General features: G+C 44.1%; 13 protein-coding genes and 1 tRNA gene. 3 read left to right on the top strand and 11 right to left on the bottom strand.

The genetic code is table 11. The features are described 5' to 3' along the window. Positions 1-124: 124 nt before the first annotated feature. Positions 125-397, top strand: a complete 273-nt coding sequence (locus EO131_RS12120; RefSeq protein ID WP_127022370.1) for a hypothetical protein — start codon at positions 125-127, stop codon at positions 395-397. Positions 398-489: 92 nt separating this feature from the next. Here the strand turns inward: EO131_RS12120 and EO131_RS12115 are convergent, their stop codons facing one another. The 7 genes from EO131_RS12115 to EO131_RS12085 form a co-directional block, all read right to left on the bottom strand. Further along, entirely contained in the window at positions 490-822 is a 333-nt protein-coding gene (locus EO131_RS12115; RefSeq protein WP_127022367.1) for a YegP family protein, read from the bottom strand. 175 nt (positions 823-997) lie between these two features. Then, entirely contained in the window at positions 998-2,200 is a 1,203-nt protein-coding gene (locus EO131_RS12110) for a glutamate-5-semialdehyde dehydrogenase (protein ID WP_127022364.1), read from the bottom strand. A 10-nt stretch (positions 2,201-2,210) separates the two neighbouring features. Beyond that, a complete protein-coding gene (gene proB, locus EO131_RS12105; protein WP_127022361.1) occupies positions 2,211-2,981 on the bottom strand; it encodes a glutamate 5-kinase in 771 nt (256 codons plus the stop codon). 3 nt (positions 2,982-2,984) lie between these two features. Beyond that, a complete protein-coding gene (gene proC, locus EO131_RS12100; RefSeq protein ID WP_127022358.1) occupies positions 2,985-3,791 on the bottom strand; it encodes a pyrroline-5-carboxylate reductase in 807 nt (268 codons plus the stop codon). A 27-nt stretch (positions 3,792-3,818) separates the two neighbouring features. Further along, a complete protein-coding gene (locus EO131_RS12095; RefSeq protein ID WP_127022355.1) occupies positions 3,819-4,010 on the bottom strand; it encodes a hypothetical protein in 192 nt (63 codons plus the stop codon). 26 nt (positions 4,011-4,036) lie between these two features. Continuing rightward, positions 4,037-4,234 (bottom strand): 30S ribosomal protein S21, encoded by a 198-nt coding sequence (gene rpsU / locus EO131_RS12090; RefSeq protein WP_127022352.1) that lies wholly within the window; start codon positions 4,232-4,234, stop codon positions 4,037-4,039. Positions 4,235-4,242: 8 nt separating this feature from the next. Next, positions 4,243-4,686 (bottom strand): GNAT family N-acetyltransferase, encoded by a 444-nt coding sequence (locus tag EO131_RS12085; RefSeq protein WP_127022349.1) that lies wholly within the window; start codon positions 4,684-4,686, stop codon positions 4,243-4,245. 594 nt (positions 4,687-5,280) lie between these two features. Here EO131_RS12085 and EO131_RS12080 point away from each other — a divergent pair. Beyond that, on the top strand, positions 5,281-6,084 hold the full coding sequence (locus tag EO131_RS12080) for a sulfite exporter TauE/SafE family protein (RefSeq protein ID WP_127022346.1): 804 nt from the start codon (positions 5,281-5,283) through the stop codon (positions 6,082-6,084). Between the two features lie 118 nt (positions 6,085-6,202). Here EO131_RS12080 and EO131_RS12075 read toward each other — a convergent pair. From EO131_RS12075 to dnaE, 4 genes are all read right to left on the bottom strand, one after another. Next, positions 6,203-6,276: transfer RNA gene (locus tag EO131_RS12075), tRNA-Asp, on the bottom strand. Between the two features lie 128 nt (positions 6,277-6,404). Continuing rightward, positions 6,405-7,334: a DUF58 domain-containing protein gene (locus EO131_RS12070; RefSeq protein ID WP_127022343.1), complete on the bottom strand. Its 930-nt coding sequence runs from the start codon at positions 7,332-7,334 to the stop codon at positions 6,405-6,407. A gap of 75 nt (positions 7,335-7,409) precedes the next feature. Beyond that, positions 7,410-7,727 carry a thioredoxin gene (trxA, locus tag EO131_RS12065; protein ID WP_127022340.1) on the bottom strand — a complete coding sequence of 106 codons (318 nt, stop codon included), beginning with the start codon at positions 7,725-7,727 and terminating at the stop codon, positions 7,410-7,412. Between the two features lie 101 nt (positions 7,728-7,828). Continuing rightward, a complete protein-coding gene (gene dnaE / locus EO131_RS12060; RefSeq protein ID WP_127022337.1) occupies positions 7,829-12,214 on the bottom strand; it encodes a DNA polymerase III subunit alpha in 4,386 nt (1,461 codons plus the stop codon). Between the two features lie 245 nt (positions 12,215-12,459). On the opposite strand from dnaE, the gene EO131_RS12055 reads away from it, so the two are divergent. After that, a complete protein-coding gene (locus EO131_RS12055; protein WP_127022334.1) occupies positions 12,460-13,020 on the top strand; it encodes a 30S ribosomal protein S16 in 561 nt (186 codons plus the stop codon). Positions 13,021-13,027: the final 7 nt, after the last annotated feature.

Here is a 13,027-nt window from a genome sequence, read left to right as displayed (position 1 = left end):
TTGGAAGGAAGGGTGCCTAATAAACAGAATGGGCTTTTCAGTTGATGAATGTGGCAGTTGGGTTTATGGCGCTATTGGGAAATCTTGATTTTGGGCACAATTCGGATGGTCCGACGGCTTTACCATGTCAAGGCAAGCTCAAAATAAAAATGAGATTTTAGAGGCTTGGGGCGGCATAAAACAAAAAACCATTACAACCAAGGAATTAGAACAATTCCTTGGTGTAACGGAAACCTCAACTAAACTAAACACTTTTATGACCAACAGTCTCAAAAAGTGCATTGCTATATGTGCATGCGTTAAAATTGATCTTGCTTTTTCAATTGTGCTTAACGCTTTATTGCACAACAAACATATGGTGAAAAAATGGACTGGGTTATGTGTAACTAACGAATAGCCCGTTTGAATCGATGGATGCCCTTTTTGGTTTTATGGACAAAAAAAAACAGCCCTAAAAGGGCTGTTCTATATTTACAAATTTGCCGAATGTTATTCTGTCATATCGTCGATGGATGCGTCGGGAGCATTTTTCTTGACGGATGCAATTCCGTTTTCCATGGCAGCGGTACTTGAATACATTTCACTGGCTCCAATTACTTGACCATTGGAGGCCTTGAGGTTAAAGTATGGACTGCCATCCTTGGCGGTTTTTCGATCATATTTACCGTCGTCCGGTGCATTCTTTTTTACAGACTCGATTCCGTTTTCGCAGGCAGATTTTGAATTGTACGCTTCACTGCTCAAAATTACCTGGCCGTTTCCAGCCTTCAAATTAAACCTGAACTTACCAGATTTATCTGTTTTGATTTCAAATTTTCCCATGTTTGAATTGTTTTGTGTTCTAAAGCTAGATATTTTCTTAAAAAATGACCAATAAATCCTTCGAAAATTGCCAATAAATCAGCTTTTTTCATAAAAATCCATCTTCGTTTTAAATCAAATCGTGAAAAGGGATAAAAAAAGAGACCAAAAAGGTCTCTTTAAATTGTTTTGGTTGTTATTGAACCCGAATCTGTCCATCACCAAACACATAGTATTTGTTGGTGACCAATTGCTTTAGACCCAACGGGCCTCGATGGTGCAATTTATCGGTGCTGATTGCCAATTCCGCGCCAACGCCCATTTGTCCGCCATCTGTAAAACGGGTCGATGCGTTCTGGTACACGGCCGCACAATCCACATTTTCCATAAAGGTCTGTGCCACGCTGTTGTTTTGGGTCATAATAGAGGCAGAATGCCCTCCCGAATGGTTGTTGATCATTTGAACGGCATCGTCCAAATTGTCCACGGCACCGATCACACATTTCATGGCCAAAAATTCTTCCTCCCAAATGGATGGATCGGAGATAACCTCTTCGTCTTTTAGAATCGTCTTCACTTTTTCATCGACCACAATGGAGACATCTTTTTTCGATAGCACTTTCCTAAGCTCTTCCAATTTTTCTGCGAAGCCGTCAATTCGGGTATCGATCAATACCTTGTCCAAAGCGTTGCAGGCCGAAATTTTATGGGTCTTGGCATTGATGATGACGTCCATACTTTTTTTCCAATCAGCCTCTTGGTGCACATATAGGAAATTGTTGCCACGCCCACTCACCAAAACGGCGCATTTGGCATGTTCCTTCACAAAGTTGATGAGTCGCTCACCACCTCGGGGCACGATCAAATCCAATGGTTGGTCCGGATTTTTCAAAAATTCCTGGGTCTGGGTCCTGTCCATTTCCAAAAATTGTATGAAATCGACCGGTAGGTTGTTCTTTTCCAAAGCCTGGTGCCAAAATTTTACCAAGGCCTTGTTGCTGTGATAAGCTTCCTTACCACCCTTCAACAAAATTTTATTGTTGGCCTTAAAGGCCAAGACTGCGGCCTCTATGGTAACATCGGGCCGGGATTCGTAAATGATCATGATGGTCCCAAAAGGGGCTGTTTTGTTCACGATCTTTAATCCATTGTCCAGTTCGCGTGTCGATATTTCCTTGTTTACAGGGTCGTCCTGCAGGCGTACTTCCCGCACTGCCTGGATCATTTGGTCTATTTTTTTCTGATTCACCACCAAGCGATCGTACAGGGCTTGATCTTCTCGATAAAAAGCATCCAGATCTTTCTGATTGGCTTGGAACAGTTCATCCCGATTTTCATCCAGGATTTGCTCCATGTTTTTTAATACGTTGTTTTTTATTTCTGTGTTCAATAATTTCATTACTGTCATTTTAAAGGGAAACTTCTGTCCCCACTTTTTTTCCTTCTACAATATCTAGTATTACGTTTTCTTTTTTTCCGTTTACGATGTACGACGGAATGTTGTCGGCGGCCGCAATTTGGGCATAGTTCAATTTGGAGCCCATACCGCCCCTTCCTTCACCTTCGGCCTTATTGCCTTCTTCGATGTATTTGTCCAGATCTTCCCTGGGCTGTACTTTTTGAATCACTTTGGAATCCTCATTTTCTGGGTCACCATCGTACAATCCGTCGATGTCCGTCATTAAAATGAGTTTGTCCGCATTCATCAATTGGGCCAATAGTGTGGCCAACTCATCGTTGTCGGAGAACATGGACATGGCCACAGAAACGGCATCGTCCTCATTGGCGATTGGTACCACACCTTCGGATAGCAATCCTTCGATACACGATATCATATTGTCTCGATGTACTCCGGGATTGAAATCCCTTTTCGTGGGCAAAACCTGGGCACATTTCATCCCATAATCACCAAAAATGTTGTAATAATGGCGCATCATACGTGGTTGTCCTATGGCCGAATACACCTGGCGACGTTGGGTCTTGTCCTTGATTTTGGCTTTACCCAATACTTCCTTTCCTGCAATTACCGAACCAGAGGAGACCAGAATGGTCATGATGCCCCGTTCGTACAATTCCGCAATTTGCTCTACCAATCCCTTAAGAACTGGCCTTACAATTCTGTTGTCTTTATTGGTCATCACATTGGTTCCTACCTTGATGACGACTAATTCTTTGTACATGACTTAGTATTCTTCGCCGAGTTCTACGGCGCGGTTAAATGCTGCAAATGCAGCTTCCTTGATCATTTCGTTTACGTTGTTGTCTTCCATGGAGTCCAAAGCGGCCCTTGTTGTTCCTCCTTTGGAGGCCACCCGTTCCATCCAGGTGTCGGGAGTAAGGTTGTTCTGGTTGAAGAGTTCCACAGCACCGGTAAAGGTCTGGCTGACCAATACTTTGGATACGTTGTCTGAAAAGCCCATTTGAAGTGCGGCCTCCATCATACTTTGCATGAAATAGAAGACGTAGGCAGGTCCACTTCCGGAAATACCTGTGGAGGCATCTATAAATTTTTCACTTTTTACCCGAAGCGATTTTCCTGTTGTGTCCAACAAACCTTCCACCATAAAGAGTTCCAATCGGGAAACTTCGTCGGATGACACATAGCTGGTCAATCCTTTACCCACTTGTGCAGGTAGGTTGGGCATGGCCCGGACCACCTTTTGTATTCCCAATGCTTCTTGAATATAGTTGATGGTTACCCCGGCCATGATCGAAATGAACAATTGTTCGGGATTGACCAAGGGTTTCATTCGTTTGAACAAATCCTCTGCATGGAATGGCTTTACCGCCAAAAAGATGATATCTGCCTGGGGAACACAGTCTTCCAATCGGTCTATGGCATCAAAATGGGCTATTTTGCCCACTTCCTCCAGTTTTTCTTTTGACTTGTCCAAAACCATGATGTTGCGCTTTTTCAGCAATTTGGATTTGGACATACCTGTGGCATAGGTAAGTCCCATGTTACCTGCGCCAATGACTAATACTTTCATTGAATTTATTAAAAGGTTATTTTGTTTTTATGCGGTTATTTTGCAGTCCTTGCAGTCTTTTACCTTGCCATAATAGGTTTCTCTGTACTTGTGCAATGTGCGCACAGGTAGTCCAAAGATGTACCTTTTTATGTAAGTGACCTGGGTGGTCAATTCACCCATTTTGACACTGTACCGTTTTTCATACTTGGTTTTCCTTTTAATTTTTGAAAGTCTCATTTTGTTTTTGATACTTATTTTTGTGTTTATATGTTTTCCTGTTCTTGCAGGAATTTTTCCCTGTATTGGGCTTTTTTGATCGCTTTTCTGCGTTCCACTGATTTTTTGGTGAATTCTTGGCGTTCCCTGATCTGTTCCAAACGTTTGGTGTTTCTGTACTTTCGTTTGTAGCGTTTTAGGGCACGCTCTATGTTTTCACCCGATTTTACTTCTATTCGTAACATATATTGGTTTATCTGTTCAATCTCATTTCGGTATGGGTTTCGCTGAACCCGTACGCTTCAAAAAACTCCTTGTTGGGACATTGGTTTTCGCCGGTAATGTGGATGGCCACATCGCCTTTGCAATATTGCAAGGTGTACTCCAAAAGTTTTTGCTCAATGCCCTTGTCCCTATGATCTCGGTGCACTACGAAGAACACCAGAAAATTCTCGGGAATGTAATCGCCCATCCCTGTTTTGTTCACTACGGCCAAACCCAGAATATCCTCCTTTTCCTCCATGGAAAAAACGTAACCCCCAAGTCCGGGAATGTCCTTGGTGGAATACTGGATTGCTTTTCTGATTGCCTTTTTTGTAGCTTTTTTTCCTTCTTGGTGTTCAAAAAGGAAGTTGGTAAAACGGTTGGCCTCCATCGTGGAAAGCCGGGTATAGGCATCATAGGTTTTTATGACCATGATTTTTTCTTGTACGATAACGATTTTGGATTTTTAGTTAATGGTTGTAATCGGGACGATATGATAGTGTTGTGGAAACAAGTTCACAACTTCATATCACAAATGATAGCCTTAAAGGGCTAGGTTGATTAACGGGTAGGGGGGATAAACTTATCTGGTTGGTTTCGAAATACCAGATAGTTAAAACTAAGAATCCTGCAATTTTTTCTCTCGTGGAGCTTGATTTTCATCGCTGCAAAGATAGGGCAAATAGGCCGGAAATCCCAATTTTACTGGGTTTTATGTTTTTTATAACGTTTGTTGGAAGAATTGTGATCCGATTCAAAACCACTTCTACATCGAATAAAGTGCAATACAAAATTGAATTGGTTCTCCTGTTCCAAATTTTTTTGGAGCATGGTAATTTAGTTGTTGTTAACTTTAAAGGTATCAGTTGTTGTGAAGATGGAAAGTTCTTGGTGAATAATCAAAGCACCTTGATGAAGGGTCTATAGAAACCTACCATCATATTGTGCACCTATGGGTTCTTTGTAACCCAGGTTACTGCAAGACTTTGCAAGGCAAATTATCTTAACCCCCAAATTAATGATACGTATGGAAGTTATTGAGATTCTGGGCTACATTGGGGCCTTGTTAATCGGTGTGGTCTTGGGTCTGATCGGTGGTGGAGGCTCTATTCTTACAGTGCCTGTTTTGGTGTATCTCATGTATATAAATCCAGTAACGGCAACTGCCTATTCCCTGTTTGTGGTGGGCGTTTCCTCGTTGATTGGAGCGATCAAAAACATTCAAAAAGGGTTGGTCGACCTAAAAACGGCCATTGTATTTTCCATTCCGGCCTTTATTGCCGTATACGCCACACGAAAATATTTGGTACCCGCCATTCCCGATCAATTGTTCAGCATTGGGGATTTCACCGTGACCAAAAACATTGGTATCATGGTGTTTTTTGCCATCATTATGTTGATGGCCTCCATCTCCATGATCCGAGGGCGCTCGGAAAATGGCAATGAGGACAACGGCGAGGTACACTATAATTTCCCGTTCATAATCCTTGAAGGGATTGTGGTGGGCGTGTTAACAGGTATCGTTGGCGCTGGAGGCGGCTTTTTGATCATCCCCGCATTGGTCATTTTTGCCAAACTCCCCATGAAAAGGGCTGTGGCAACTTCACTTTTGATCATTGCTATAAAGTCACTGATCGGATTTTTGGGGGACGTACAAAATCAAGACATCGACTGGACCTTTCTATTGTCGTTTACGGCCTTGTCCATCATTGGGATTTTCTTGGGTATTTGGTTAAGCAATTTTATAAAGGACACCAAGCTTAAAAAAGCCTTCGGTTGGTTTGTGTTGCTGATGGGCATCTATATCCTTTACAAGGAATTGTTCGGCTAGGAGCAATTCATTTTTCCTTACTATAAAAACGTTTTTGTTTTTAAAGTATCGTGAGAATTTTACAACTGAAATAGCTAGAGGCTTAAACCAAAAAAGCTCCGAAAATCGGAGCTTTTTGCGGTCTGGACGGGACTCGAACCCGCGACCCCCTGCGTGACAGGCAGGTATTCTAACCAACTGAACTACCAGACCAATGATTTTATCTTTTGTAGACTCCGGCAACAGCCAGATTCAAATCTTGTTACAAATGCTTTTTCAGAAGCGAGTGCAAATATACATTCTCATTTCCGATTCGGCAAAACATTTTTTTAAAAATGTGATCACAGAAATTTTTGCCGTTCGATCATAAAGGAATTCAACACTTTGGAGAAATCCGAACGGACATCCACATCCACATATTTTATCTTGTACTGAGCGCATTTCATTTGTAAGTGCTCTTGGTATTCCCTTACTTTTTCGGCATACGCTTTTTTGATCGAATCGGCATATAGGTCCACATGGGTTCCAGTTTCCACATCCACAAAACGCCTTGGGGTAGATCCAAAGTCGAAATGAAGCTCGTGCTCGTGGTCCAACAGGTGGAACAGGGCCACCGCATGCTTGTTGTATTTTAAATGACGAAGTGCCTCAAAAAGTTTTTCTTCCTCTGTTTCGGTCTGAAACATATCGGTGAACAAAAAGATCATGCTCCTGCGATGGATCTTTTCGGCAATCTGATGCAAAAAAGTATAGGTTTTGGTGCTTTCGGATTGGTTTTGGGTCGCTGCCACCTCGTTCAGTTTGGAATACAACATTTGAAAGTGCCGTTCGCTGTTCTTTTCCGATGTGTGAAAATCGTAAGTATCCGAATAGATGCTTAACCCAACAGCATCCCGTTGCTTTTTCAACAATTGCATCAATGCCGCAATGGCCAGAACGCCAAATCCAATTTTATTGAGGTTGCCGATTTCCAATTGTTTCACTTCCGGATAGTACATCGAAGCTGAGTTGTCCAAAATCATGTGGCATCTCAGGTTGGTTTCGTCCTCATATTTTTTGGTGTACAATCGGTCGGTCTTGGCATACAGTTTCCAGTCGATGTGCTTGGTGCTTTCCCCGGAATTGTAAATTTTATGTTCGGCGAACTCGGCAGAAAATCCATGAAACGGACTTTTGTGGATGCCACTGATGAATCCTTCCACAATCTGGTTGGCCAAAAGCTCCAGGTTTTGGAAAAGTTGTGCTTTATGTAGTTCCGAGCGTACGTCCATATCTTGATGGAACAAGATAAAACAAAAAAGGCTTGGCAATTGCCAAACCTTTTTTAAAACTGGTTTCCCATAAAATTATAGGGCCGCATCGATTGCGTCGGTATATACTTTCTTAGGAGAAACGCCAACCTGACGGTTTACTACCTCACCATCTTTAAAAACAAGAACGGTGGGGATATTTCTTACGCCATACTTGGCGGCAAACTGCTGGTGGTTGTCCACATCTACCTTACCAACTACTGCTTTGCCCTCATATTCTTGGCTTACTTCTTCTATGATCGGTCCAACCATTCTACATGGTCCGCACCAAGCTGCCCAAAAATCTACTAGGACAGGTTTGTCGCTTTTCAAAACTACTTCGTCAAAAGTCGCATCTGTTATTTCTAGTGCCATTGTATTTATTTTTAATTACGCAAAGTTAGTCATTTATTGCCCATGTTCCTTACAACCAACGCATTCGTTTTCACTATTGTGCCATTGGCAATTGTTATGGTCTAATTCAGCTTGTAATGGATTTCCTGGGCTTCCAGTTCCGAAAGCAGTTCGCTGTTGATCTTCACCTTTTGTTTTCGGCTGGATAGCTTGAGCTTGATTTCCTCTTCCAGCTCGTAGATTTCAAAATTGAGACCATGGTCTCCCTTGTAGGATCGCAAAGTATCCTTCAAGGCTTGAATGCGCTTTTCCTGCAATCGGTCTATGTCCAGTTTGATGGTGAGTTTTTTGGCGAAGGCATCCATTACATCCTGCAATTGCTTGAAATCGTTGAACTGGATACGGGGCTCACCTTTTTTACCGGTATCCCGATTCACCCAACCCTCGCGAACAAAGGCCTTGATGTACACAAAGGAATTGATCATCAAAAAATGACGGAATTTGAGGTACTCTTCTCCGAAAATCCGGAATTCGTAGGTGTCGTTGTAATCTTCCATGGTAAAAAGTCCCCAGCCTTTTCCGTTTTTGGAGACCCGGTGCTGCACATCGGTGATTACCCCGGCCACGGAAAGCTCGCGGTTGACGAACTCCTCCAAATTAGAAAAAGCCGAAACCTGGGCATTGCAAAAAGCGGTGATCTCCTTTTTAAAATCATCCAGTGGGTGGCCGGAAATATAGATGCCCACCACTTCTTTTTCCCTTCGCAGCTTTTCCATGGTGCCCCATTCCTCGCAGGGGGGTACAATGGGTTCCGGAATCTGAACCTCGCTGGCATCCCCGAACAGGCTCACCTGGGACGAATTTTCATTTTCTTGATACTTGGAACCATACTTCACAGCCTTTTCCAAAAAGGTGATGCCGTCACCATCATCATGGAAATATTGTGCCCGGTGCGTTTCGGTGAACGAATCAAAACCGCCTGCCAGGGCCAGGTTCTCAAAGGCCTTTTTGTTGGCCGCCCGAAGATCGACTCGTTTGGCCAGGTCAAAGATGGATTTGTAGGGTCCGTCCTTTTTTCGGTTTTCCACAATGGTTTCCACAGCAGAACGTCCCACTCCTTTAATGGCCCCCATGCCAAAGCGAACGGCGTTGTCCTTGTTCACAGCGAACTTATAATAGGATTCGTTCACATCGGGACCCAATACTTCCAAGCCCATGCGCTTACACTCCTCCATAAAGAAGGTCACCTGCTTAATATCGTTCATGTTGTTGGACAGCACTGCGGCCATATATTCGGCAGGGTAGTGGGCCTTCAAATAGGCAGTCTGGTAGGCAATGTAGGCGTAACAGGTAGAGTGACTCTTGTTGAAGGCATAAGAAGCAAAGGCCTCCCAATCCTTCCAAATTTTTTCTAAAACATCACGTGGATGACCGTTCTTTTCACCACCGTCCAAAAACTGGGGCTTCAATTTTTGTAGCAGGGCAAAAATCTTTTTTCCCATGGCCTTACGAAGCACGTCCGCATCACCTTTGGAGAAACCTGCCAATTTTTGGGAAAGCAACATCACCTGCTCTTGGTATACCGTAATCCCGTAGGTTTCCTTTAGGTATTCCTCCATGTCCGGAAGGTCATAGGTAATCTCTTCCTCCCCGTGCTTACGGGCGATAAAACTGGGGATGTATTCCATGGGCCCTGGTCGGTACAGGGCATTCATGGCGATGAGGTCATCAAAAACCGTGGGTTTCAGGTTTTTCATGTGCTTTTGCATCCCGGGCGATTCGTATTGGAATATCCCAACTGTATCGCCACGTTGAAAGAGTTCGTAGGTCTTTTCATCATCCAACGGAAACTCATCGGGAACCAGTTCCACTCCGGTACGGGCCTTCACTATTTTAACGGTGTCCTTGATCAACGTCAAGGTTTTCAATCCCAAGAAATCCATCTTCAGCAATCCGGCACTTTCCACCACAGAGTTGTCGAACTGGGTTACATACAGATCGGAATCCTTCGCAGTGGATACGGGTACGAAGTTGGTGATATCATCGGGCGTGATGATCACACCGCAGGCATGGATCCCCGTGTTTCGCAACGAACCTTCCAGTACCCGAGCCATGTTCACCGTTTGGCCTTCCAAATCTTCACTTTCGGAAATGTTCAACAACTCGTTGACCTTTTCCAACTCGTCGGAACGGAATTTTTTCTTCAGCTCGGCCTCGTCCACTCCAAAAATCTTGTTCAGTTTGGACATGTTCGGAATCAACTTGGCAATGCGATCGGCATCACCCAATGGCAAATCCAAAACCCTTGCCGTATCCCTAATGGAGGATTTGGCCGCCATGGTGCCATAAGTGATGATCTGCGCCACTTGGTTGGCCCCGTATTTATTGATCACGTATTCCATGACCCGTCCACGGCCCTCATCATCAAAATCGATATCGATATCGGGCATGGATACCCGATCCGGATTCAGGAACCGCTCAAAAAGGAGGTCATATTTTAAAGGGTCGATGTTGGTGATGCCCAAACAATAGGCCACCACCGATCCTGCGGCGGAACCCCTACCGGGTCCAACAGACACATCCATGTTCCGGGCTTCGCGGATGAAGTCCTCAACAATCAAGAAATAACCAGGGTAACCAGAGTTTTTAATGGTTTCCAACTCAAAATCGATGCGCTCGCTGATCTCTTCGGTTATTTCGCCGTAACGTTTTTCGGCCCCTTGGTAGGTGATGTGCCTCAAATAGGCATTTTCACCGCGCTTGCCACCATCTTCCTCATCTTCCTTCACCTTGAATTCCTCGGGAATGTCAAATTTGGGCAGCAAAATATCGCTGGCCAGATCGTAGGGTTCTACCTTGTCCACAATTTCGTGGATATTCAAAATGGCCTCTGGAATATCCTTGAAGAGTTCCTTCATTTCGTCCGAAGACTTGAAGTAATACTCCTGATTGGGCAATCCATATCGGTAGCCACGACCCCTGCCAATTGGGGTAGACCGTTTTTCCCCGTCTTTTACACACAATAAAATATCATGCGCTTCAGCATCTTCCTTCGCACAATAGTAGGTATTGTTGGTAGCGATCAGTTTAACATCGTGGTCTTTGGCCATTTGTACCAATACTTGGTTCACCCGGTCCTCATCTTCTTGACCGTGCCGCATGATTTCGATGTACAAGTCATCCCCAAATTGCTCCTTCCACCAAAGCAGGGCTTCCTCCGCCTGCTTTTCACCCACGTTCAGGATTTTGTTGGGCACTTCCCCGTAAAGGTTGCCGGTAAGGGCAATTACGTTTTCCTTGTACTGTTCCACAATCTTTTTGTCGATTCGTGGTACATAATAAAACCCATCTGTATAAGCGATGGAGGACATTTTGGCCAAATTGTGGTAGCCTTTTTTGTTTTTGGCCAGCAGCACAATTTGATATCCGTAGTCCTTTACGTTTTTATTGGTATGGTCCTCGCAGACGTAAAATTCACAACCCACAATCGGGGTGATTTCCTTTTCTGTGGGTTGTTCGCCTTTTTCAAGCAATTCTGCATTTTTTTCCTTGGCCGCTTTGTTATGGGCCATCACTTCCTTCACAAAGTGAAAGGCACCCATCATATTGGCATGGTCCGTAAGGGCCACGGCAGGCATTCCATTTTGTGCGGTGGCCTTTACCAGGTCCTTTATATTGATGGTGGACTGGAGTACCGAAAACTGGGAGTGGTTATGTAAGTGGGCAAAGGGCGCATCTTCCAGGGTCTCGATGTTTTCCTGAATTTCCTCGGCGGATATTTCCCCGGTATCCTTGGCCCAAAGGGCATCGGCAATTTCTTTGGATGCTGCTTTTAAGTTGATGTGCTTTAACCCAACAAGTTCGATCTCTTGCGGATTGGCTTCTGAAAACCGCTCAAAATAATCGGGTTGTACGTCCAGTTCGTTCGCAGTGAACTGCTTCTTGCGGACCAGCTCCAAAAAGCAACGGGTGGTAGCCTCCACGTCGGCGGTCGCATTGTGCGCTTCTGCGAACGGTTCTCCAAACAAAAATTCATGTAATTCCGTCAGTGTGGGCAATTTGAATTTGCCCCCACGACCCCCTGGGATTTTGCACAATTCTGCGGTGTGCTCTGTACAGGTATCCAGAACCGGTAGTTGCACCAAGATGCTTTCTGTTTCCATCCGATGGAATTCGCACCCCATGATGTTGATGTCGAAATCCACGTTTTGCCCAACCACAAATTTGGAGCGCTCCAATGCTTTGTTGAAAGCGACCAGCACCTCTTGCAAAGGAACCCCTTGCTCTTCTGCCAAAGCTGTGGATATGCCATGGATCTGTTCCGCTTCATAGGGGATATTGAACCCATCGGGTTTGATCAAAAAATCCTGATGTTCCACCAAATCCCCCAGTTCATCGTGCAATTGCCAAGCAATCTGTACGCATCGGGGCCAGTTATCGGTATCGGTAATGGGAGCATCCCATCGTTTGGGCAATCCAGTGGTTTCGGTATCGAATATTAAATACATAGGTAATTTGCGTGGGTCCAATAAAGCAATGGATAAAAGTAAGGAAGAAGACGTATTTGATAAAATCGAGTTTTTACGATTTATCAACCAATAAAAACAATTAAAGGTATTGGTCGTTAAAAGAATTGAATTATATTTGCACCCGCTTAAGTGATAAGCAGTTGATTTCCGATTTCTCGGAAATGACATTTTGAAAAATTAAAGAATTAATAACCAGGGTCGGGCACCCTACAAATTAATGTGATATGCCAGTTAGAATTAGACTTCAGAGACACGGTAAAAAAGGTAAGCCATTTTATTGGGTGGTTGCCGCAGATTCCAGATCAAAAAGAGACGGTAAATTTTTGGAAAAATTGGGAACCTATAATCCCAATACCAATCCAGCTTCCATCGATTTGGATGTGGACAGTTCTGTAAAATGGTTGCAAAACGGAGCACAGCCTACCGATACTGCCAGAGCCATTCTATCTTACAAAGGAGTGTTGTTGAAACACCACTTATTGGGCGGTGTTGCCAAAGGAGCACTTACCGAAGAGCAGGTTGAAGAAAAGTTCAACGCTTGGTTGGAGGAAAAAGCCAATGCGATCCAAGCCAAAAAAGACGGTTTGAGCAAAGCTGAGGCAGAAGCTAGGGCCAAAGCCTTGGAAGCTGAGAAAGAAGCGAACGAAAAACGTATTGCTGCTGCAGCTCCAGTGGAAGAGGAAGTTGCTGAAGAGGCCGTTGAAGCTGCTGCCGAAGAAGCTCCAGCAGAGGAAACTGCTGCTGAGGCTCCAGCCGCTGAAGAAGCATCCAAAGAAGAAGAATAGAACTACC

It is taken from the genome of Flagellimonas beolgyonensis (assembly GCF_003992615.1).
Taxonomy (GTDB): Bacteria; Bacteroidota; Bacteroidia; order Flavobacteriales; family Flavobacteriaceae; genus Flagellimonas; species Flagellimonas beolgyonensis.
Note: the sequence above shows the minus strand (reverse complement) of the source record. Positions and strands in the feature narration are given on the sequence as shown.